Annotated in this window: 19 protein-coding genes; 8 read left to right on the top strand and 11 right to left on the bottom strand. The window is 72.9% G+C overall.

Going from position 1 to position 22379, the window contains the following annotated elements; all coding sequences use genetic code 11:
- Nucleotides 1-350: 350 nt before the first annotated feature.
- Nucleotides 351-1313 (bottom strand): VanW family protein, encoded by a 963-nt coding sequence (locus AC0693_RS16470; RefSeq protein ID WP_478802176.1) that lies wholly within the window; start codon nt 1311-1313, stop codon nt 351-353.
- Nucleotides 1314-1502: 189 nt separating this feature from the next.
- Between AC0693_RS16470 and yczE the strand changes: the two genes are divergently transcribed.
- On the top strand, nt 1503-2165 hold the full coding sequence (gene yczE, locus AC0693_RS16465; protein WP_478802175.1) for a membrane protein YczE: 663 nt from the start codon (nt 1503-1505) through the stop codon (nt 2163-2165).
- 54 nt (nt 2166-2219) lie between these two features.
- Here yczE and AC0693_RS16460 read toward each other — a convergent pair whose 3' ends face one another.
- Together AC0693_RS16460 and AC0693_RS16455 are read right to left on the bottom strand one after the other, a co-directional pair.
- A complete protein-coding gene (locus AC0693_RS16460; protein WP_478802174.1) occupies nt 2220-3473 on the bottom strand; it encodes an MFS transporter in 1254 nt (417 codons plus the stop codon).
- Nucleotides 3470-4840 (bottom strand): GH1 family beta-glucosidase, encoded by a 1371-nt coding sequence (locus AC0693_RS16455; protein ID WP_478802173.1) that lies wholly within the window; start codon nt 4838-4840, stop codon nt 3470-3472. The genes AC0693_RS16460 and AC0693_RS16455 overlap by 4 nt, the downstream gene beginning before the upstream one ends.
- Before the next feature lie 246 nt (nt 4841-5086).
- On the opposite strand from AC0693_RS16455, the gene AC0693_RS16450 reads away from it, so the two are divergent.
- On the top strand, nt 5087-5536 hold the full coding sequence (locus AC0693_RS16450; protein ID WP_469316402.1) for an ATP-binding protein: 450 nt from the start codon (nt 5087-5089) through the stop codon (nt 5534-5536).
- A 27-nt stretch (nt 5537-5563) separates the two neighbouring features.
- On the opposite strand, the gene AC0693_RS16445 is transcribed toward AC0693_RS16450, so the two are convergent.
- A complete protein-coding gene (locus tag AC0693_RS16445) occupies nt 5564-5800 on the bottom strand; it encodes a DUF6296 family protein (protein ID WP_468463605.1) in 237 nt (78 codons plus the stop codon).
- A gap of 123 nt (nt 5801-5923) precedes the next feature.
- Here AC0693_RS16445 and AC0693_RS16440 point away from each other — a divergent pair, with 123 nt between their 5' ends.
- Together AC0693_RS16440 and AC0693_RS16435 are read left to right on the top strand one after the other, a co-directional pair.
- Entirely contained in the window at nt 5924-6373 is a 450-nt protein-coding gene (locus AC0693_RS16440; RefSeq protein ID WP_356407279.1) for an SRPBCC family protein, read from the top strand.
- A gap of 17 nt (nt 6374-6390) precedes the next feature.
- Nucleotides 6391-7203: a DUF1206 domain-containing protein gene (locus AC0693_RS16435; protein ID WP_478802251.1), complete on the top strand. Its 813-nt coding sequence runs from the start codon at nt 6391-6393 to the stop codon at nt 7201-7203.
- 67 nt (nt 7204-7270) lie between these two features.
- Here AC0693_RS16435 and AC0693_RS16430 read toward each other — a convergent pair whose 3' ends face one another.
- The 3 genes from AC0693_RS16430 to AC0693_RS16420 form a co-directional block, all read right to left on the bottom strand.
- Nucleotides 7271-9679, bottom strand: a complete 2409-nt coding sequence (locus AC0693_RS16430) for a SpoIIE family protein phosphatase (protein ID WP_478802172.1) — start codon at nt 9677-9679, stop codon at nt 7271-7273.
- Nucleotides 9676-13971, bottom strand: coding sequence for a HAMP domain-containing protein (locus AC0693_RS16425; protein ID WP_468463599.1), 4296 nt, complete (start codon nt 13969-13971; stop codon nt 9676-9678). Before AC0693_RS16425 ends, AC0693_RS16430 begins: the two co-directional genes overlap by 4 nt.
- A 347-nt stretch (nt 13972-14318) precedes the next feature.
- Entirely contained in the window at nt 14319-14717 is a 399-nt protein-coding gene (locus AC0693_RS16420; protein WP_469320383.1) for an STAS domain-containing protein, read from the bottom strand.
- Between the two features lie 214 nt (nt 14718-14931).
- Here AC0693_RS16420 and AC0693_RS16415 point away from each other — a divergent pair, with 214 nt between their 5' ends.
- The 4 genes from AC0693_RS16415 to AC0693_RS16400 all read left to right on the top strand — a co-directional run bounded on the left by AC0693_RS16415 (nt 14932) and on the right by AC0693_RS16400 (nt 18077).
- Nucleotides 14932-15786: a SigB/SigF/SigG family RNA polymerase sigma factor gene (locus AC0693_RS16415; protein ID WP_469339738.1), complete on the top strand. Its 855-nt coding sequence runs from the start codon at nt 14932-14934 to the stop codon at nt 15784-15786.
- Between the two features lie 119 nt (nt 15787-15905).
- Nucleotides 15906-16868 (top strand): anti-sigma factor RsbA family regulatory protein, encoded by a 963-nt coding sequence (locus AC0693_RS16410; RefSeq protein ID WP_478802171.1) that lies wholly within the window; start codon nt 15906-15908, stop codon nt 16866-16868.
- A gap of 115 nt (nt 16869-16983) precedes the next feature.
- The gene (locus AC0693_RS16405) at nt 16984-17481 is read left to right on the top strand and encodes an ATP-binding protein (protein ID WP_356416312.1); all 498 of its coding nucleotides are present in this window, start codon (nt 16984-16986) and stop codon (nt 17479-17481) included.
- 143 nt (nt 17482-17624) lie between these two features.
- Nucleotides 17625-18077: a CBS domain-containing protein gene (locus AC0693_RS16400; protein WP_469320386.1), complete on the top strand. Its 453-nt coding sequence runs from the start codon at nt 17625-17627 to the stop codon at nt 18075-18077.
- Between the two features lie 69 nt (nt 18078-18146).
- Here the strand turns inward: AC0693_RS16400 and AC0693_RS16395 are convergent, their stop codons facing one another.
- The 4 genes from AC0693_RS16395 to AC0693_RS16380 form a co-directional block, all read right to left on the bottom strand.
- Nucleotides 18147-18569, bottom strand: coding sequence for a hypothetical protein (locus AC0693_RS16395; RefSeq protein WP_478802170.1), 423 nt, complete (start codon nt 18567-18569; stop codon nt 18147-18149).
- Between the two features lie 28 nt (nt 18570-18597).
- Nucleotides 18598-19431, bottom strand: a complete 834-nt coding sequence (locus AC0693_RS16390) for a 3-hydroxybutyrate dehydrogenase (protein ID WP_469320388.1) — start codon at nt 19429-19431, stop codon at nt 18598-18600.
- Nucleotides 19432-19531: 100 nt separating this feature from the next.
- The gene (locus AC0693_RS16385; RefSeq protein ID WP_478802169.1) at nt 19532-20545 is read right to left on the bottom strand and encodes an alpha/beta fold hydrolase; all 1014 of its coding nucleotides are present in this window, start codon (nt 20543-20545) and stop codon (nt 19532-19534) included.
- A 153-nt stretch (nt 20546-20698) separates the two neighbouring features.
- Nucleotides 20699-22108 (bottom strand): APC family permease, encoded by a 1410-nt coding sequence (locus AC0693_RS16380; protein ID WP_478802168.1) that lies wholly within the window; start codon nt 22106-22108, stop codon nt 20699-20701.
- Nucleotides 22109-22379 lie beyond the last annotated feature (271 nt).

Raw genomic sequence — 22379 nt, 5'->3', positions numbered from 1 at the left:
TACCCGCTCAATGTACGATCACCAGGGCGGTCCCCACGCGGCACACCCCCCTACTCCTGCACCACCATGACGGCGGCTCGCTGCAAACAGCGGGGGTGGGACCGGTCACGGACTGACCCGATCCCGCCATGTGCGACCACATCAGGCCACCTGAGAAGTAATTAACTCTCAGGGCGGAGCGCACTGTCAATGTAGGACGAGGGGGGTAATGTCGAATTCATTTCGCCGTTGTCGAAAGCATATTCATCCCTGAATATGCGTGCGGCATGCCCCGATCGGTCGTGCGCTCGGCCGGCGGCGGCCCCGGCGGGCCGGGGAGGGCCCGCGCGTGGCCGAAGACCGACCCCGCGTCAGGACGCGGGCGCCGCAGTCGCCGACGGCGCCGCGGGCGTGGGCGCGGGGGAGTTACCGGGAGCGCCGGTGGGCGTCGGTGCCGGTGTGGCCGTGGGGCTCGCCGAGGGGTCCGGAACGCAGGTGACCTCGTCGCGCGGGGTGTAACGGGTGCGGTACGTCTCGCGCTTGACCTCGTGGCCGCCCTGGACGAAGACGCGGTCGACCGCCACGTCGAACCCCTCCAGAGGGCTCTGCGCCTCGCAGTCCGGGCCGGTGGCGGTGCGCTTGCCGGGCGGGGTGACGTGGGTGCGCGGGCCCTCGGTCGCGCGTATCTCGTCGTACGTCGGCGTGCCGTGCAGGGAGATGGTGACCGAGGTGCCGGTGGAGGCGGCCCGGATCCGCACCGGGTGGCCCGAGTCGTTGCGCCAGCGCAGGTCGAGGGTGCCCCAGGCGACGGTGGCCTCGCGGCCCGCGGGGTAGCGCTCGATGTAGAAGGAGTGGGCGCCGTGCTCGACCGGCGCCAGGCCGGCGAAGAACATGGCGTTGTACATCGTGGTCGCGACGGCCGAGACGCCGCCGCCGGGCGCCTTCACGTACCGTCCGTCGTTGATCATGACGCCGTCGACGAAGCCGTTCTGCTCGGTCCGCTCGCCGACCGCCCGGTTGAAGCTCCACGTCTCGCCGGGCCGCACGACGGCGCCGTCGATCAGCTCCACCGCGCGCGCGATGTTGTGCGTGCGGTAGGGCGCGGCGGGGAAGGAGACGGTGAAGGACGACAGCCGGCGCATGCCCTGCGCGTCGACCCGGCCCGACGGGTGCTCGGCCGCGGTCACGGCGGGGCGCTCCGCTGCGGGGACCGGCGGGCGCTCGGCCGCCGTGGCCGGGCCGGGGAGCAGGGCGGTGAGGGCGAGCGCGGCCGCCGCGCCTGCCGTGGTGAGGGTGATCCGCCTGGTGTCCGTCCGGCCGTGTGCGCGTCGCATCTCTCTCCCGGTGGTTCTGACGATGTCGGTACCGTCCTAGAGTGCTTTGATTTCCAGTAAATAGGGCAAAATGTGGCGATTTTCACCACGGAAAGCCAGGCCAGTGGGTCCGTTTTGGCCCTGTCCGCTGGCTGAGCGGGGGCCACATGATGGCGTGATCCGCCCTGTGGCCCCCCGAAAGGTTCCCGCGTGCCCTCCCCCTCGCCCCGCCCCCCGCGCCGCCTCACCCGTCGGCTCGTCCAGCTCTACGCCGGGCTGGCCCTCTACGGCGCCAGCTCCGCCTTCCTGGTCCGGGCGGGCCTCGGGCTGGATCCGTGGGACGTCTTCCACCAGGGCATCGCGGAGCGCACGGGGTGGAGCATCGGCGCCGTGTCCGTGGCCGTGGGCGCCCTGGTCCTGCTGCTGTGGGTGCCGCTGCGGCAGCGCCCGGGGCTGGGCACGGTGTCCAACGTGTTCGCCGTCGGTCTGACCATGGACGCCACGCTGGCCCTGGTCCCGGACGTGCGCGGAGCCGTCGCCCAGGGGGCCCTGCTGGCGGCGGGCATCATCCTGAACGGCGCCGCCACCGGCCTCTACATCGCCGCCGCCTTCGGCCCGGGCCCCCGGGACGGCCTGATGACCGGCCTGCACCGGCGCACCGGCAGGTCGCTGCGGCTGGTGCGGACCTCCATCGAGGTCACCGTCCTGGCCGCGGGCTTCCTGCTCGGCGGCTCCGTCGGCGTCGGCACCGTGGCGTACGCGCTGGCCATCGGCCCGCTCTCGCAGTTCTTCCTGCGCGTGTTCGCCCTCCGGCCGCTCGATCCGGAGCCCGCCCCGGAGCCCGCCCCGGCGGCCGTCCCGGCGCCGGCGTAACGGCATCGGGACGACGCGGGGCGGATCCGGCTCAGGACATCGACCGGAGCCGGCTCAGGACACCGACCGGATCCGGCGGACGAGCACCGAGCCGACGACGGCCAGTGCGCCCGCCAGCGCGTACAGAGCGGTGTACCCGCCGAGGTGGGTCACCACCGGAGCCGCGATCACCGGCGCCAGGACCTGCGGCAGCGCATTGGCGATGTTGATGACGCCCAGGTCGCGGCCCCGGTCCTCGGCCGTCGGCAGCACGTCCGTGAGCAGCGCGAAATCCACCGACGTGTACACGCCGTAACCGATGCCCAGGACGAGCGAGGCGACGATCGCGCCCGTCCAGGTCTGCCACACCGCGAGCAGCAGGGTGGCCGCGGCGATGAGCAGCCCCGAGCGGATCACGTACGGCTTGCGGCGGCCGCTGCGGTCCGACCGCACGCCGCTGATCACCACGGTGCAGAGCAGGGTGAGCGCGTTCAGCGCGGTGAGGATCAGCACGCCCGTGTCCGCGTCGTCGGCGTAGTGCACGGCGTCGGTCAGGTAGTAGAGCAGGTACATCGTGCTGATGGAGTACGACAGGTTCATCAGGAACCGGGTCAGCCAGGCCCACCCGAAGTCCGGATGGCGCCGCGGGTCGATCCAGAATCCGCCGAGGAAGGCCCGCCAGCGGAAGGCGGGCCGCGCCGCGGGGGACAGGGAGGTGTCCCGGCGCATCAGGACGTACGGCACGACCGCGACCACCGAGAAGAGCGCGCAGGCCAGGTATCCCGCGCCGGTACCGCCCGCGACCGTGGCCAGCGCCGTGCCGACCAGGATGCCGACGACCTGCGAGACGCCGAGCCAGCCCCCGACGAGGCCGCGCCGGCGGACCGGCACCTGGTCGGGCACGGCCGCGGTCAGGGCCGCGAACGACGCGTTGAGGGCGAGCTGCACCAGGCACCAGCCCGCGATGACGGCCGGAACGCTGCGGGCCAGCGACAGGACGACGAGCCCGGCGGCGCCGCCCGCCGTCCCCGCGGCCACCCAGGGGACGCGCCGCCCCACGCGCGCCGTCGTACGGTCGGACAGCGCCCCGAAGACCGGATTGGCGACCATGGAGACCGCCGCGCCCAGGCCGGTCACCAGGGCGAGGGTGGCGGCCTTGTGGCCGGGGGCGAGCTGCTCCGCCTGGCGGGCCAGCAGCAGCTGGAGCGGCCCGAACCAGCCGACCCAGACGCCGAGGTTGGCGAGCGAGAGGGCCCCCACCCAGCGCCCGTCCGCCGCGGTGCCGCCCGCCGCCGCGCCGGTCGCCGCTGCGGGCGGCCCGAAGGTCACCGGCCGTCCTTGATCAGGTCGCGGTACCAGGCGTACGACTCCTTGGGCGTGCGCCGCAGCGTCTCGTAGTCGACGTGGACGAGGCCGAACCGCTGCCGGTACCCCTCCGCCCATTCGAAGTTGTCGAGGATCGACCAGATGAAGTAGCCCCGCACGTCGGCCCCTTCCTCCATCGCCCGGTGCAGCGCCCGCAGGTGGCCCTCGTGGTAGGCGATCCGGCGCGCGTCGTCGATCCGGCCCGTGACGGGGTCGGGTCCGTCGCCGTAGGAGCAGCCGTTCTCGGTGATGTACAGCGGCGGCAACCGGTCGCCGTAGCGCTCCCGCATGAGCCCGAGCAGTTCGCGCAGGCCGTCCGGGACCACCGGCCAGCCGAAGTCGGTCCGCTCGTGGCCCTCGATCGGCCGGATGGAGAAGGGCAGGTCCGCGGGGATCTCGATGCCCCCGAACTCGCCCGTTCCGGAAGCCGGTCGGGGGGCTCCGACGAGCATGGGGTTGTAGTAGTTGATGCCGTACCAGTCCAGCGGGGCCGCGATCGTCTCCAGGTCCTGCGCGACCGGCCCGGGGAGCAGCTCGGCGATGCCGTCCGGGTAGCGGCCGGTCAGCAGGGGGTCGGCGAAGAGCCGGTTCGTGAGCGTGTCGTACAGCTCGGCGGCGGCGCGGTCGGCCTCGCCGTCCCCGGCGGCCCAGACGGGGCTGTGGGAGGCCGCTATGCCGACCCCGCGGGCGCCCGCGGCGCGCAGGGCCCGTACGCCGAGGCCGTGGGCCAGGAGCTGGTGGTGGGCCGCGGGCAGCGCGTCGAAGACGAGTCGCCTGCCGGGGGCGTGCTCGCCGAGCCCGTACCCGAGCAGCGTGACCTCGGCGGGTTCGTTGAGGGTGATCCACTGGGGCACGCGGTCGGCGAGCCGCTCGGCGACCACCGAGGCGTACCGCGCGAAGTGCTCGGCGGTGTCGCGGTTGAGCCAGCCGCCCCCACGCTCCAGGGCGAGCGGGGTGTCCCAGTGGAAGAGGGTCGCCACCGGGGCGATCCCCGCGGCGCACAGCTCGTCGACGAGCCGGTCGTAGAAGTCCAGCCCCTCGGCGTTGACCCGGCCACCGCCCTCCGGCAGGACGCGCGACCAGGAGACGGAGAACCGGTAGGCCCCGACGCCGAGGCCGGCCATCAGGGCCACGTCCTCGCGGTAGCGGCGGTAGTGGTCGGTGGCCACTTCGGCGTGCGATCCGTCCTTGATGCGGCCCTCCTCCCGGGTGAAGGCGTCCCAGGTGGAGGGGCCCCGGCCGTCGGCCGCCGGCGAGCCCTCGATCTGGAAGGCGGAGGCGGAGACGCCCCAGAGGAAACCGGCCGGGAACCCGGGTACGGACGCAGTCATGCGGACTCGCTTCGGTCGGGGTGCGGAGGGCGCGCGCGGGGGGCGCACGGGGTGCGGAGATCGCTGACGGAACTCTCGGGTCCCGGGGCCCGCCGTGTCAATGGAAAGTGAACAATCCTCAGGTTCCTTTGCCCGGGGTGACACCTCCCCCGGGGCGGGCCCGGACCGGCGGCCGCACGGGCGTGTGCATCCGGGGAGGGGCGGGCAGACGGCAGGGGAGAGCGAGAGAGACGAGAGTCGGGTGCGATGGCTGTGAAAGAGCGGGCGGTGCGCAAGACCGGGCCACAGGCCCCGGCCGACGCGGCCGATGCCCGCGCCCTCGTGGCAGCGCTCCTCGACGCCGGGCCGGGCGCGTCCGTACCGGCCGTGAGCGGGGCCACCCTGGCGGACGCGCTGCTGGTCACCTCCGAGCTGGTCACCAACGCTTTCCGGCACGGCGGCGGCCTCGCCGGTTTCGAGGCCGAGATCGACCCGGACGCCGACGCCCTGGAACTCACCGTCACCGACCGCAGCAGCGAACTCCCGCACACCGTGCCCGGTCGCGCCCTCCTGGGGGGCGGCCCGCCGGCCGGCCCGGTCGAGGGCGGCTTCGGCTGGCCCCTGATCCGGCTCCTGGCCGACCGGGTGTCGGTGGCCCCGCTGCCCGCCGGGGGCAAGCGCATCCGGGTACGGCTGCGGCTGCACGGACGGGCGTAGCCGTCCGCGTCCCGCCGGGAGCCCGGATCAGTCCAGGGGCCGGGCCCGCACCGGCGACGTGGTGTCCTGGTGCGCGCCCGTCGCGAGGATCCGCACCTCGCCCTGGTCGCTGATCTCCGCACGCAGGATCCCGGTCTCGTCCGCGTACACCGGGTGCCCTCCGGGCCCCGTCTGCGCGGTGCGCGTGACCACGACGGCGTCCGTGCTCCAGGCCGTTCCCGTCCCCGCGGCGCTCTTGAACACCAGCTCGTACCGGTTCACCATTCCATTGTGGAATGCGTGCGCGGCCGCCGCGAGGCGGGCTTCGGCGGGGGAAGCGGCACATGGAGCGACGGGTCGGGGGCACACGGGCTTCGCAAGGTTCAGCCGCGAGGGAAGGGCCGCATGATGTCGCACGTCGAAGAGCACGTCGAGGTGAACGTCCCGCTGCGGACGGCGTACAACCAATGGACCCAGTTCGAGGAGTTCCCCGCCTTCATGGAGGGCGTCGAACGGGTGGAACAGCGCGGCGACACCCTCACGCACTGGGTGACGAACGTCAACGGCGTGGAGCGCGAGTTCGACGCGCGGATCACCGAGCAGCTCCCGGACCGCCGCGTCGCGTGGATGAGCGTGAGCGGCGAGGCCCGCCAGGCCGGGCTGGTCACCTTCCAGCCGGTCGACGCCACCACCACCCGCATCGAGCTGCACCTCAACTGGGCCCCCGACGGCATCGCCGAGAGCGCCGCGGACAAGCTGGGCTTCGTCAAACGCCAGGTCAGCGGTGACCTCAAGCGTTTCAAGACGTTCATCGAATCCCGCGGGGTCGAAACCGGCGCCTGGCGCGGCGAGGTCTGAGCCCGGTGAGCGCGGGAGTGGCGAGAGAAGGCATACGCACCGCGTCCCAGGGCGGGACGGGGCGGGCGGTGGTCGCGCGCTGCGGACTGGCGGCGCGCGGAGTGCTGTACGTACTGACCGGAGTGCTGGCCGCCCAGGTCGCCTTCGGTGAGCCCGTCGGCGAGGCGGACCGGAAGGGCGCCCTGCAGACGCTGGCCGGGCAGCCGTTCGGCGGTGCCATGGTGTGGGCCGTCGGGATCGGGCTCGTGTGCATGGTGCTGTGGCGCCTGGCGGAGGTGGCCTTCGGCGCGGCCGGGCCCAAGGGCGGCAAGGCGGGGAAGCGGCTGGCCTCCGCGGGCCGCGCGGTCTTCTACACGGCCGCCGCGTCCTCCGTCCTGTCCTTCGCGGCCGGCTCCGGTGGTGGCGGATCCGGCGACGACCAGTCCCGCGACGTGACGGCACGCGCACTGCAACTGCCCGCCGGGCAATGGCTGGTGGGCGCCGTCGGCGCCGGTATCGCCATCGCGGGCGTGACCATCGCCGTCCGGGCGGCCCAGCGGCGCTTCCGGAAGCACCTGCGCATGGGCGGAGCCTCCGCCCGGTGGCGCAAGGCGGTCGACTTCCTCGGGGTCACCGGCGGCGTCGCGCGCGGCGCGGTCTTCGCGGTGGCGGGCGGCTTCGTCTGCTACGCCGCCTGGCGCTACGACCCCGGCCAGGCCAAGGGCGTCGACGACACCCTGCGCTCCTTCACCGAGACCCCCGCCGGACCCTGGCTGCTCGTGGCGGTGGCCGTGGGCCTCGTGCTGTTCGGAGTCTTCTCCTGGGCGATGGCCCGCTGGCGCGAAGTGTGAGCCGCCGCCCCCGCGGGGCGGCCCGCGCCGGGGCCCGGGCGGCCGTCGCCGCCCGGGCCCCGGCGTTTCAGGTGACGTGGATGCCGATGAGGCAGGTGTCGTCGTCCGTGTCGGAGCGGCTGTCCTTGAGCAGCCGGTCGAGCAGCGCGTCGAGGTCCGGTGACCGGCCGGACGCGGTGCGCATCAGGCGTCCGAGCGAGTCGCTCACCGAGGAGTCCCGCCGCTCCACCAGACCGTCGGTGAACATCAGCAGGGTGTCCCGCGCTTCGAGCCGGACCTCCCGCTCCGCGTAGACGGCGTCCGGGAGCGCCCCGAGCAGCAGGCCCTCGATCAGCGGGAACGCGTGGGCCTCGCCGCCGCGCAGCAGGACCGGAGGCAGGTGCCCGGCCCGCGCCCAGCGCAGGACTCGGGTCCGCGGGTCGAAGAGGCCGCACACGGCCGTGGCCGTGACCTGGTTCGTCAGGTGGTGGGTGACGATGTTGAGCCAGGACAGCAGCTGCGCGGGTCCCGCGCCGGTGACGGCGAGGCCGCGCAGCGCGTTGCGCAGGACCACCATGCCGGTGGCCGCCTCGATGCCGTGGCCCGCGATGTCGCCGACGGACAGCAGCACCAGCCCCGACGGCAGGACCACCGAGTCGTACCAGTCGCCGCCGACCAGGGACTCGGTCTCGGCCGGCCGGTAGCGCACGGCCACCCGCAGGCCGGGAGCCTCGATGGCCGGCGGGGTCGCCGGCATGATCGCGTGCTGGAGCTGGAGGGCGAGCCGGCTGTGCTCGGCCGACTCGGCCTCGGTGTGCGCGAGCTGGTCGCGCGTCGCGGCCAGCGCGACCTCGGTCCAGTGCTGGGAGGAGATGTCCTGGTAGGCGCCGCGGACCGCGTGCAGCCGCTGGTCGGCGTCCAGCACGGGTTCGGCGATGACCCGGATGTGCCGGGTGATGCCGTCCGGCCGCTGGAGCCGGAAGTCCACGGACGAGGGCCGCCGGTAGCGCAGCACCGCCCGCAGGAAACGGCCGAGGGTCTCCGAGTCGTCCGGGTGGGCGTAGACCGGCAGCTCCCGCAGCGGGACGGGATCCGCCGTCGGCGGCAGCCCGTGCAGGGCGTACAGCTGGGCGTTCCAGGTGATCGCGCCGGAGGTGAGGTTCTCCTCGAAACCGCCGATCCGGCCGAGGCGCTGCGCGTGCTGCAGGAGGCTCGCCAGCCGGGCCGTCTCGTCCTCGATCCGCCAGATCAGCAGGACCGCCACGCCGTGGCGGCTGATGCTGATGTCGGCGACCGTGGTGAGCGGCACCTGGTCGACCAGGGCGGTGAGGTTCATCCGCTGCGCGCGGAAGGGCTCCCCGGTGGCGTGGACCCGCTCCACGGTGTCGAACAGCCCGCTGTCGCCCGCGGCCATCGGGTAGGCCTCCAGGAGCAGCGCGCCGTTGACGTCGCCGCGCGGGCGGCCCGCGGGGTCGACGAACTTGCTGCTGACGTGGCGGATGCGGAAGTCGCCGAGCCGCCCCGAGTGGTCGAGCACCGGGGTGAGGACCATCGCCGGGTCGTGCAGACCCTCGGCGAGGTCGATCAGCTCCGCGACGTCCGGCAGGACCACGTCCGGGCCCGCGTCGCCGTGCGGGGGCCACATCTCCATGGTGTGCGCGCACAGTTCGGCGAGGCTCTCCAACTGCCGCTCCACCTGCGGCGGCTGCGGGGGCAGCGGCTGCGGCCAGCACACTTCCAGGACGCCGTGGATGCGCCCGCCCGTCCCGGCGGGTACTGCCATCCGCCCGCCGTCCGGCCACTGCAGGCGGCCGACCGACGGCGGCCCGTCCCGGCCCGGACCGGGCAGGGACACCGGCCCGCGCTCCCGCAGCGCGAGCCGCGCGACCGTGGAGACGCCCGGCGGTACGTGTCGCCAGCGCACCGCCTCCTCGACCGGGAACCCGGCGTGTCCCGCGAGGGTGAGCGAACCGTCGGGCACCGCCGTCCACACCGCGACGGCCACGGCTCCGAGCGGGGCGAGCGCGTTGGTCAGCAGCGATTCGGCGACCGCCTGCGTGTCCCCGGCGGCCAGCGCGCCGCTCTCGGCCATCCGCAGCCGCACCTCCGCGCCGGGATCCTCCGGGGCCGAGCCCGGCGCGCCGATCCGTTCGACGAACGCGGCCGCGACGTCGCCGACGTGGTCGCGGGCCGCCTGGTTCACGATGTCGGCGGCCAGTTCGAGCGCCGAGAGACCGGACTGACGGCACAGCTCGTCGAGCTGGCGGGCCGCCGCCGCGGGCGTGCAGTGCAGGCGGCCGATGAGGATGCCCTTGGCCAGCTCGATCAGCGCCCGGCCGTCGGCCGCCGCCTGCGCCGCCCGCACCTCCTCGCGCAGCCGCCCGACGGTCGCGACGAGCCGCCCCAGGGCGGAGGGACCCTGCTGGGGGAGGGCAGGCGGCTCCGCGGCGCCGGAAGCCCCGCCCGGGGCCTGTCGCGGGGTTTCGGGCACGGTCACGGTGCGATCCAGTGGCGGACCCGGCCGATCAGGTCGTTGGCGTCGACCGGCTTGGTCACGTAGTCGCTCGCCCCGGAGGCGAGGCTCTTCTCCCGGTCGCCGGGCATCGCCTTGGCGGTCACCGCGATGATGGGCAGGTCGGCGTACCCGGACATGCGCCGGATCTCCGCGGTGGCGGCGTAACCGTCCAGCTCCGGCATCATCACGTCCATCAGGATGAGGTCGACCTCGGGATGGGCGGTCAGCATCTCGATGCCCTTGCGGCCGTCCTCGGCGTGCAGCACGCGGATGCCGTGCAGTTCGAGGATCCCGCTCAGCGCGTACAGGTTGCGCGCGTCGTCGTCCACCACGAGCACCGTGCGCCCCTCCAGCCCCTCCCCGGCCCAGGGTGCGGACTGCGGCCGCGGGTCGTCCGCCCGGACCAGGGGCAGGACGTCTCCCGGCTGCTCGGCCGACAGGTGCAGCGCGATGCGCTCGCGCAGCTCGTCCAGGCTGGACAGCAGCTCCATGTGCAGGGAGTCGGCCCGGCCGCGCAGTTCCCGCTCCCGGGCGGGATCGAGCCGGCGGTTGTCGTGGGCGAGGACCGGCAGCGAGGTCAGCGCCGCGTCCCCGTCGAGCGCGTCGAGGAAGCGCAGGGCTTCGCCCGCGGGCAGGTCCACTTCCAGGACGACGCAGTGGAAGGGCTCCGACGCCAGGGCCGCGGCCGCCTCCCGCGAGTTCGCGGCGTGGACCACCTGGATGCCTCCCCGGTCCCCGGCCAGCTCGCGGGACGGGGCCAGCTCACGGGCGGCGCTCTCCGCGACGAGGGAGAGCAGGCCGTTGGGCCGCTCCTCGATGACCAGGAGGCGGCGGGCCTGGCGCGGCGCCGCGGGGAGGGACGGCTCCGCACGACGTGGTTCGGGCAGCGCGGCCGGGGGGCCGTCCAAGGACCGGGGCGTGCCGTCCGCGTCCGGCTGCTCCTCGAAGTCCGGCCGGCTGACGGGCAGGTAGAGGGTGAAGGTGCTGCCCTGCCCGGGCGTGCTCTGCGCGGTGACGGCGCCGCCGAGCAGGTGGGCGATCTCGAGGCTGATCGACAGCCCGAGGCCGGTACCGCCGTACTTGCGGCTCGTGGTCCCGTCGGCCTGCTGGAAGGCCCCGAAGACCGACCCCAGCTGCTGCTGCGGGATGCCGATGCCGGTGTCCCGGACCTGGAAGGCGACCATCGCGACCTGGCGGGGCAGACCGGAGGGGAGCGAGGCGGCCGGGGCGCGCTCGATGTGCAGGGTGACGCTGCCGCGTTCGGTGAACTTGACCGCGTTGGAGAGCAGGTTGCGCAGGATCTGGCGCAGCCGGGAGTCGTCCGTCAGCAGGTCGGCGGGCGCGTCGGGGGCGGTGGTGATCGTGAAGTCGAGGCTCTTCTGCGTGGTCATGGGACGGAAGGTCGCCTCGACGTACTCCAGCAGCTGCGGCAGCTGGACGCGCTCGGGGTTGATGTCCATCTTCCCCGCCTCGACCTTGGACAGGTCGAGGATGTCGTTGATCAGCTGGAGCAGGTCGGAGCCGGCGGAGTGGATGATGCCCGCGTACTCGACCTGCTTCGGCGTGAGGTTGCGCGTCGGGTTCTGGGCGAGGAGCTGGGCGAGGATGAGCAGGCTGTTGAGCGGGGTGCGCAGCTCGTGGCTCATGTTGGCCAGGAACTCGGACTTGTACTTCGAGGCCAGCGACAACTGCTGCGCGCGGTCCTCCAGTTCCTGGCGGGCCTGCTCGATCTCCAGGTTCTTGGCCTCGATGTCCCGGTTCTGGCTGGCGAGCAGGGCCGCCTTCTCCTCCAGTTCCGCGTTCGAGCGCTGCAACTCGTCCTGCTGGAACTGGAGTTCCTCCGAGCGGGCCTGCAACTCGCCGGTCAGCCGCTGCGATTCGCCCAGCAGTTCGTCGGTGCGCGCGTTGGCGACGATGGTGTTGACGTTGACGCCGATGGTCTCCATCAACTGGCCGAGGAAGTCCCGGTGGACGGGGGTGAAGGCGCCGAAGGACGCCAGCTCGATCACTCCGAGGACCTGGTCGTCCACGACGATCGGCAGCACCACCAGGCTCCCGGGCGTGGTCTGCCCGAGCCCCGAGGAGATGATGTAGTTCCCCGGCACCTGGTCGGCCGCGATCGTCCGGCGGCTGCGGGCCGCCTGCCCCACGAGGGACTCGCCCAGCGCGAACCGGATGCCCTCCACCGCGGCGGCCGGGCGCCCGTAGGAGCCGACGAGGGTGAGCACGGTGGTGTCCGCCGTGTCCTCGGCGAGGTAGAAGGCGCCGTACTGCGCGTCGACGAGCGGGGTGAGTTCGTCCATCACGAGTTCGGCGACGACCGCGAGGTCGCGGTGGCCCTGCATCAGGCCGGAGATCCGCGCCAGGTTGGACTTGAGCCAGTCCTGTTCCTGGTTGGCGCGGGTGGTCTCGCGCAGCGAGCCGACCATCGAGTTGATGTTGTCCTTGAGTTCGGCGACCTCGCCGGAGGCGTCCACGGTGATCGACCTCGTCAGGTCGCCCTCCGCCACCGCGCTTGCGACCTCGGCGATCGCCCGGACCTGGCGCGTCAGGTTTCCGGCCAGCTCGTTGACGTTCTCCGTCAGCCGCTTCCAGGTGCCCTCGACGCCCTCGACCTCGGCCTGGCCGCCGAGCCGTCCCTCGCTGCCGACCTCGCGCGCCACGCGCGTCACCTCGGCCGCGAAAGAGGACAGCTGGTCGACCATCGTGTTGATCGTGGTCTTCAGCTCCAGGATCTCGCCCCGCGCGTCGACGTCGATCTTCTTCGACAGGTCGCCGTTGGCGACCGCCGTGGTGACCAGCGCGATGTTGCGGACCTGGCCCGTCAGGTTGTTCGCCATCGAGTTGACGTTGTCGGTCAGGTCCTTCCACGTCCCCGCCACGTGCGGCACGCGCGCCTGACCGCCGAGGATGCCCTCGGTGCCGACCTCGCGGGCGACGCGGGTGACCTCGTCGGCGAACGCGGACAGCGTGTCCACCATCGTGTTGATGACCCCGGCGAGCGCGGCCACCTCGCCCTTCGCCTCCACCGTGATCTTCTGTGACAGGTCGCCCCTTGCCACGGCCGTCGCCACCTGGGCGATGGACCGCACCTGCCCGGTCAGGTTCGACGCCATGACGTTGACGTTGTCGGTCAGGTCCTCCCACGTGCCGGAGACGCCCCGCACGGTCGCCTGACCGCCGAGGTTGCCCTCGGTGCCGACCTCGCGGGCGACGCGCGTCACCTCGTCCGCGAAGGCCGAGAGCTGGTCGACCATCGTGTTGATGGTCTCCTTCAGCTCCAGGATCTCGCCGCGGGCGTCCACCCGGATCTTCTGCGACAGGTCGCCCTGCGCCACCGCCGTGGTGACCTCGGCGATCGAACGCACCTGCGCCGTCAGGTTGTCGGCCATCACGTTGACCGATTCGGTGAGGTCCTTCCAGGTGCCGGAGACGCCCTTCACGTCGGCCTGGCCGCCGAGCCGGCCCTCGGTGCCGACCTCGCGGGCCACCCGGGTCACCTCACCGGCGAAGGCCGAGAGCTGGTCGACCATGGTGTTGATGGTCTCCTTCAGCTCCAGGATCTCCCCGCGCGCCGTCACGGTGATCTTCTGGGAGAGGTCGCCCTCGGCCACCGCGGTCGCCACCTGGGCGATGGAGCGCACCTGCGCCGTCAGGTTTCCGGCCATGAAGTTGACCGAATCCGTGAGGTCGCGCCAGGTGCCGGAGACGCCCTTGACGTCCGCCTGACCGCCCAGAATGCCCTCGGTGCCCACTTCCCGCGCCATGCGGGTGACTTCGCCGGAGAAGGAGGACAGTTGGTCGACCATCGTGTTGATGGTGTTCTTCAGCTCCAGGATCTCGCCCCGGGCGTCCACCGTGATCTTCTGCGACAGGTCGCCCTGGGCCACCGCCGTCGTCACCTGGGCGATGTTGCGGACCTGGTCGGTGAGGTTCCCCGCCATGAAGTTGACCGAATAGGTCAGATCGCGCCACGCGCCGCCGACGCCCGGCACGTCGGCCTGGCCGCCCAGCGTGCCCTCGGTGCCGACCTCCCGCGCGACCCGGGTCACCTCGGAGGTGAACAGCGACAGCTGGTCGACCATCCCGTTGAAGACCGTCGCGATCTCGCCGAGGAGCCCGTCGGCCTGCTGGGGCAGCCGGGTACGGAAATCGCCGTCGCGCACGGCCGTCAGTCCGGCGAGCAGCCGGCGCAGTTCGGCCTCGTCGATCCCGCCCCCACCCGGTGCCTCCTGGGCCGCACCGCGTGACCCCGGGCCAGACCGCTCAGCCATCCGTCAACCTCACTCTAGTGACGACCGTCGCGGCGCGGCACGCGCGCTCCCGGTCGCCGGATCCAATGCGGAAAGGCTAGCGCCCGGTGGGGGACGGCGGACATGAGCCCGGTACGCCGCGACCGCCCGGCGGCCGACCGCCCCGGCACGCATGCCCGCAGGGCCGCGGGGTACCCGATGTGTCACGAGGTATCCGATGTGCCGCCGCCGCGGGCCGCGCACGGAAGGAAGGCAGGGGCCGGCCCCGGGCGAGTCCAGCCGAGGCAAGGCACGCATGTCAAGGCGAAGCCGCGCGCGGACGACTCAAGGCGAAGTCGCGCGTGGACGACGCCGCGGGCGGCGCGGGGCTACGAGGCGGCGGCGAGCGCGTCCTGGACGTCGGGGTGGATGGCCAGGACCGTGTCCGCCCCGGTCAGCTGGAACAGCCGGGTCAGCTGGTCGCCGGGAGCGACGATGCGCAGCGCGGTGGTCCGGTGCAGACGCAGGAGCATGTTGAGGAAGGAGGAGTCCCCGAAGGTGATGCCCCCCACATCCAGGACCACCACCTGGTGGCGGCCGGCGGCCGAGGCCACGGCTTCCTCCAGCGGCGCGAGGGTGTCCTGGTCGAGTTCTCCGCGCGCCTCGATCACCCAGCCGGTGCCGGCCTGGTAGCTGTTGCCGACCACTCCCGCGTCGTGTGCTTCCGTGTCCCGCACCGTGTCCGCCTTCCCGTGGTCGTGTGCGTTGTTGCCCTGTGTGGTGTCCAAGAGTGCGAGTATGCCTGCTCCACCCGCCCCGGGCGAAGGCCGGGCCGCTCGGAACCCCCCTCCAAAACTTTTTTGGTGCCCATGTGTGTAAGGGTCGTATGACTGGGCACGAGCGGTTGCGCAGCCATTCGCCAAAGGGAGGAACGGCCACATGTCTCGGGAAACACTTGTCCGCCGCGATCTTGGGGTAGAAGCGACGACCCCGCACGGAGCCATGCCCGTGGCGGAGGAACCCGTCGTGGACCTGCCGCAGATCGACAACGCCCGCGAGGTGGCGCCGGCCGACGCACGGGAGATGTCCCGGGTGTTCCTCGTCCGGCTGCGCTCCCTGGAAGAGGGCACGCCCGAATACCAGTACGTGCGCAACACGCTCATTGAGATGAACGTCTCACTGGTGCACTTCGCCGCGCGGCGCTTCCGGTCCCGCGCGGTGAGCGCGGGCGGTGTGGACATGGAGGACATCCTCCAGGTGGGCACCATCGGTCTCATCAAGGCGATCGACCGCTACGACCCTGCGCGCGAGGTGGAGTTCTCCACCCTCGCCCTCCCGTACATCAGCGGTGAGATCAAGCGCTACTTCCGGGACACCACCTGGGCGGTGCACGTCCCGCGGCGGCTCCAGGAGCTGCGGACCGAACTGGCCCAGGCCCAGGAGGCGCTGAACGGCGTCCTCGGCCGGGCGCCCACGGTCAAGGAACTCGCCGAGCACCTCGAACTCTCCGAGGAGGAGATCATCGAGGGCCTCGTGGCGGCGAACGGCTACACCAGCGGCTCGCTCGACGGCTCCGCCGATTCCGACGAGCAGACCCCCGCGGGCCGCAGAACCCGTCCGCTGGCCGAGTCCGTCGGCGAGTGCGACGCGGCCATGGAGCTCTTCGAGGAGTTCCACACCCTCGCGCCGCTGCTGGAGCAGCTCGACGAGCGCGACCGCCTCATTCTGCAGATGCGCTTCGGCCAGGAGCTGACACAGGCCGAGATCGGGGCGGAGCTCGGCATCTCCCAGATGCAGGTGTCCCGTCTGCTGTCCCGTACCCTGGCACGGCTCCGCAGCGGCATGCTCGCCGCTTAAGGCAGGGCCCGGGGTCTCTCGTTGTGTCACCCGTCATACTCACTGCGACGAGTGAACGAGCAGCCGATCCGATGAGCGGCGCGGCTGCTCCCGGAACGCGCCGCAGTGGAGGGTGCAACATGACGTACGGCCCCACCCCTCCGATGGCCGACCCCGGAGCTTTCGTCCACCCGGCGCTGTTCTACCGGGACACGGAGGAGTACGTGGTGGGAGTGGGCGGATTCGTCCGCGCCGCCCTGCACGCCGGGGAGCCGGTCCTCGTGGCCGTCCCCGGACCCCACCTGGACGCGCTGCGGGGCAGCCTCGGCGCGACCCCGGGAGCGGACGGCATCGACTTCGTGGACATGACGGAATTCGGCCGCAACCCCGGCCGCATCCTCGCCGGGCTCCAGGAGTTCGCCGACCGGCACCCCGGTCGCGCGCCCCGGATCGTCGGCGAGCCGATCTGGCCGGCCCGGTCCGCGGCCGAGGTGCGCGAGGCGACCCGCCACGAGGCGCTGATCAACACCGCCTTCGCGGGCCGCCCCGCGACCATCCTGTGCCCGTACGACACGGAGGGGCTCCACCCCCGGATCGTCGCGGACGCCCGGCGCACCCACCCCACCCTGATCGAGGACGGGCGCGGGGCCCTGAGCCCCGCGTACACCGACGCCCCGGTCGTCTGCGCCGACTGCGACGAACCGCTGCCCGAACCCCGCGCCGCGGACGTCGTGCTGGAGTACAGCTCGGGGGACCTCGCCCGGGTACGGGAACACGCCCAGGCCTGGGCCCGCGGCACCGCCCTCGGCCCGGCCCGCCGGGGCGACCTGGTGCTGGCCGTCAGCGAAGCGGCCGCCAACTCACTCGCCCACGGCGGTGGCAGCGGCATCCTGCGGCTGTGGACCACCGACACGGGCGAGGTGGTGGCCGAGGTACACGACGGCGGGCGCCTCAAGGACCCGCTCGCCGGACGCCGCCGGCCACCCCTGGCCTCGGGCGACGGCGGCCGCGGCCTGTGGATGATCCACCAGCTCTGCGACCTCGTCGAGGTACGGGCACTGGACACGGGGCTCACCCTGCGCCTCCACATGACGGCCGAATGAGGCGACGGTGACGTACAACCAAGTCGTGGCTCGACCGGTCCAAGAGGACACGGGTTTGCAATCATTGAGGACCGAACATCGAGGATCAGTGTCAACGGGGGTAGGTGAGGCCACAGTGACGGCCATCGGATCGGACACCGGCGATCCACTGCGCGCGCGGCACCCGGTCGCCGGCCAGCGCCGCCGGCTCGCGCTGCGCGGTGTCCGCGGGCACGTGGCGAAGGGTCGCGCCTTCACCCGGGAGGCCCTGCGGGACTGGGGCTGGGACTCCAACCAGACCACGGAGGACGCCCTCCTGATCGTGTCGGAGCTGCTCACCAACGCGAGCCTGCACGCGGGCGGCTGCGACGAACTCGTCCTGACCGTCGGTACCGGCCTGCGCATCGAGGTCGTCGACGGCGCGACGCAGATGCCCGCTCCGCGGGCCACCCCGCGCGGTACCCCGGGCGGCCACGGGCTCTCGATAGTCCAGCGGCTCTCCGACCGCTGGGGCGCCGTCCCGCACGACGGCGGCAAGGTCGTCTGGGCGGAGATCGAGGGCTCCCGCCTGACCGCCGGCACCCCCGCACCCGTTCGGGGCGGACCGGGCCCGAACGGCGCAACCGTGCAGTAGCCGCGCTCCGTACGGGGAACCGAGTGGGTGCCGGCCGTCCGCCCGGACGACCGGCGCCACAGCGTCTTCCCGTACGGAGAGAGGTGCGCCCCCATGGCACACGCGCCAGACCCGGCCCACGTGAGCGGCCCGGAGGGACAGGGATGAGCCCCAACCCCACCCACCTGCCCAAGCCCGGCCCCAAGACGGCCCGCGACCTGATGACACCGGGCGCCCACTGCGTCGCCCACGACGAGCCGGTGCTGCGGGCCGCGCAGCAGATGGCCGAGCTGGGCGTGGGCGCCCTGCCCATCCGTGACGCGGAGGGCGCCCTCATCGGCATGATCACCGACCGCGACATCGTCATCAGGGTGCTCGTCGCGGGCAAGGACCCCGCCACGACCCCCGCGGGGGAACTGGCCCGGGGCGAAGCGGTCACCATCGGCGCCGACGACCACGCGGAGAAGATCCTGCGGACCATGGCCGCGCACAAGGTCCGCCGCCTCCCCGTCCTCGACGGCCACCGCCTCGTGGGCATGGTCGCCCAGGCCGACGTCGCCCGCGCCCTGCCCCACCCGGAGGTCGGCGCGCTGCTGGGCGCCCTCTCCAGTGACTGAACCCGACTGAACGCCCGGGTGGCCCGGGTCACCCGCCCCCTCTCCGGGGCGGGTACCGGCCCGACGGCGTCAGCGGCGCTCCTCGCCGTCGGTGAGGATGGCGTACACGCCGTCCCCCGTCGCGTCGACGTGGACCACGTGGCCGCCCACCCGGACCGTCATGGTCCCGCCGGCCGTCCAGCAGCCCTCGGGCCCCTCGGCGTCGGGCAGCGGGGTCCAGACCTCCAGGAAGGTCGAGCCGTCGGCGTTGGTGCCGGTCTCCACCATGTCGGCGCCGTCGGGCCGCAGGGCGCCGACGTCGAGGCCGGGGGAGCCGACCTCGTGGTGGAAGGTGACCCGTTCCCCGTCGTAGGAGGTGGTGCCGGCGAAGCCGCGGCTGTCGGCGTACAGGGCGCCGGTCTGGAGCCACACGACCCGCTCGGTCTCCCGCAGCGGGCCGCCGTCACGGCTGATTCCGGCGCGCAGCCAGGCGCCGCGGGTGGGTGCGTCCATGGCTCCAGGGTGTCAGAACCGCGCCCGCTCAGCTCGCGCCCCAGCCGCCGTCCAGGGGGAGGGAGGCGCCGGTGAGGTAGCCGGTGTGCGGGCCGCACAGCCACACCACGGCCGCCGCGACCTCCTCCGGTTCGATGAGGCGTTTGATCGCGGAGCGGGTCAGCAGCACCTCGGACACCACGTCGGCGGGGCCGATGCCGTGCGCGGCGGCCTGCGCCTCGATCTGGTCCTCGACCAGGGGGGTGCGGACGTACCCGGGACCGACGCAGTTGCTGGTCACGCCGTACGGAGCGCCCTCGATCGCGGTGACCTTGCTCAGCCCCTCCAGCCCGTGCTTGGCGGCGACGTAGGCGGACTTGTAGGCGCTGGCCCGCACGCCGTGGACGCTGGAGATGTTGACCACCCGGCCCCAGCCGCCCGCGTACATGTGGGGCAGGGTCCGGCGCAGCAGCAGGAACGGCGCGGTCACCATCACCTGCTGGATCAGGGCGAACCGCTCCGGCGGGAACTCCGTCAGCGGCGCCACGTGCTGCAGCCCGGCGCTGTTGACCAGGATGTCCACCGCGGCGGGCAGCGCCTCGATCGCCGCCGGGTCGGCCAGGTCGGCGGTGTGCGCCCGTCCGCCGACCGCCACGGCCGTGGCCCGGGCCGAGTCCCCGTCGATGTCCACCACGTGCACGGCGGCCCCGGCGGCCGCCAGGGCGAGCGCGCAGGCGCGGCCGATCCCGCTGCCCCCGCCCGTCACCAGGGCGACCCGCCCGGCCAGGGCGGCCCCGCACGGGCCGGGGTGCGCCGCGCCGGGCGCGGACGTCACGGCGGCGGGGGAGGCCGGGGGAGTCGGCGGTGGAGAAAAGCTCGTCATGGCGGGCAACAGTAGGCACCGGGGACGGCGGCTGACATGGTGTGCGCCGCCACACTCCTGCTCCTCCTCGTGGTGCGCGCGACCACCCGCCTTCCCGGAGTCAGCCCCGGCCGGGCACGGCCCGTCCGCCGACGAAGGCCTCCGGCGCGGTGGCGTACGGCAGCCCGGCCAGCGACTGCCCGGTCAGGAAGCGGGCCATCAGGTCGGCGAACTCCGCGCTGCGCTCCAGCGGCGCCAGGTGGTCGGTCTCCAGCACGGTCAGGAACTGCGCCGTGGGCAGCACGGACGCCACCCCGCGGCCCATGTCGGGGGTGGTGAGCGTGTCGTGCTCGCCGGTGACGACCAGCGCCGGCACCGGCGGACACGGCTCGGGCCGGTACCACTCGTGCCGGATCAGCCGCCGGTTGTGCTCGGCCGACTTGCGCAGCGAATCGGGGCTCTGCCCGGCGATCTGCTGGTAGACGAGCCGGCCCACCGCCGCGTGCTTGCGCACGGTGCCGGTGCCGGGGGGCGACATGAAGCGGTCGGTCAGCTCGCGGGCGATGTCCTCGGTCTCCCCGCGCGCGATCATGGCGTCCCAGCGTTCCATCGCCGCCGTGTACTCCTCGGTGACGGCCGTCGCCATCCCGCTCAGCATCAGCCGCTCGACCAGCGCCGGGTAGTGCTGGGCGAAGCGCAGCGCGATGGCGCCCCCGAAGCAGGTGCCGAAGAGGCTGATCCGGCCCAGCCCCAGTTCGTCCACGAGGTGGCGGGTGGCCGCGGCGAGGTAGTCGATGCCGTAGCGGGCCGGCAGGAAGTCGGCGGTTCCGTAGCCGGGCAGGTCGACGGTCACCACGGGGCCGTCCTGGACGAGCCGCTTCTCGTGCCGGGTCCAGGAGGTCCGGTTCTGCTCGGAGCCACCGAGGATGAGGAGCGGCGTACCCGCGCCGCCCGCGCGTGCGGTCCGGCAGACGTAGCCGAGACCGTCGAAGACCAGCTCGCGCTCCTCCACCGTCCCGGGCACGGACCCGGTGGAGGCGTCCGAGCCGCTGCCCTGCGCGGGGACGGGCAGGGGGACGGCCGGGTCCCGGTGCGTGAGCGATCCCCGGCCCTGGACCGTGACGGAACTCGGCATGACTGACATTGATCGCTCCAAGAGGCGCCGGAAGGACAAAGCGCGCTGTACAACCCTCCCCGGCGGCGAAAGGTGTCGGCGCGGGCCGCACGGGTGCGCCACCCGTCCGACGGCTCGGACGGGTGGCGCGGGGGAGGGCGGAGCGGGAGCGGGTCAGGAGGCGGGGGCCTCCTCGGTCTCCGGAATGGTGACCAGCCAGCGCGAGTCCTGGCGCGGGCGCAGGTACAGCGCCCAGTACAGGGTGGCGGCGCCGGTGATCCCGCCGGTCCAGAGCAGGTACTGCGTCTCCTGCTGCGTCAGGATGTAGGCGAGTACGAGGATCAGCGCGACCGGCACCGCCGGCCACAGCGGCATCCGCCAGGCGGCGACGGATCCGTGCGCGCCGCGGCGGCTGAACAGCGCGGCCACCGCCACCAGGAGGTACATGCCGGTGACCGAGACGCCGGTCACCCCGTAGAGCGTGTCCAGGTTGACGAAACAGAGGCCCGCGCCGGGGACGCCGACGAGCAGGGTGGCGACCCAGGGGGAACCGGTGCGGCCCAGCCGGGACAGCGCGTTGTTGACCGGCTCGGGCCAGGCCTTGTCCCGGGCGGAGGCGAAGAGCACCCGCGAGTTCTGGATGACCATGACGATGCCCGCGTTGACGATGGCGAGGGCGACGCAGAGGCTGATGAAGGTCCCGACGGCCGAGTTGGACCAGGCGGTGACCATGGCGCCGATGTCTCCGCTGGTCAGGGCCGCGAGGTCGGGGGCGCCGACGGTGATGGCGATGACCGGGACGAGGATCACGGCGGTGGAGATGGCCAGGGTCGCCAGGACGGTCCGGGCGACGTTGCGCCGCGGGTTCTCCAGCTCCTCCGACAGGTAGACGGCGGTCGAGAACCCCTGGGTGATGAACAGGGCGATGGCCAGACCGGAGACGACCATCATCGCGGTGACCGTGGAGGTCGAGGCGCCGGTCTCACCGGCCACCGAGCCGTGGATGAGGGCCGAGGCGCCGCGCTCGCCGTGAGCGAAGCCGAGGACGGCGACGAGGGCCGCGGCCACGACCTCCAGCACCAGGAAGATGCCGGTGATCCAGGCGTTGGCGCGCAGGTCGAGCAGGCCGGCGAGGGTGGCGAGCAGCATGACCGCGCCGCCGGCGACGGGGGCCGGTACGTGGACGATCGGCGCGAGGTAGTCGGCCGTGCCCATGGCGATCACGGGCGGCACGATCATCACGACCAGCAGGGACAGGACGAAGACCAGCCAGCCCGCGAGCCGTCCGGCGAGCGTGGACACGATGGCGTACTCGCCGCCCGCGCTCGGGATCAAGGTGCCCAGCTCGGAGTAGCAGAACGCGACGCCGATGCACAGCAGCGAGCCGATGGCGATGGTGAGGGCGGCATAGGTGCCGAGGCTCGAGAACAGGTCGGGCACCACCACGAACAGCGTGGAGGCGGGCGTCACGCACGAGAGGGTGAGCAAGGTCCCGCCCACCACGCCGATGGAGCGCTTGAGCTTCTGGGGGACGGGGCCGGTCGCGGGGGCGAGCGCCTGGGGAGCGCTGATCGTGTCGGACATCAGTGCGGGGTTCCGATCGGCAGGTGCGAAGTGGTGAGTCGGGAGCGGTATCGCCTCCGGGGCGGCTGGTGATCAGGTGGTTCTGTGTGGCTCCCGAGCCGTTATGCAATCTCCGCGGGATCCGCTGGTCAATAGCTGTTTACCTGCGGAATCCATCGTTCCGACACGCCGAAAGTGTCCGTTTCGGCGTTAAGGCCGCGTAAACACTGCCCTCTGCGGGGTGCGGTAACCGCAGCTCGCCCCGCAGATTATTTCCACCGGTTTTGCCGAT

This window comes from Streptomyces sp. NPDC043876, assembly GCF_056435825.1.
The sequence above is the reverse complement of the archived record's forward strand: the minus strand, read 5'-3'. Positions and strand labels throughout refer to the sequence as shown.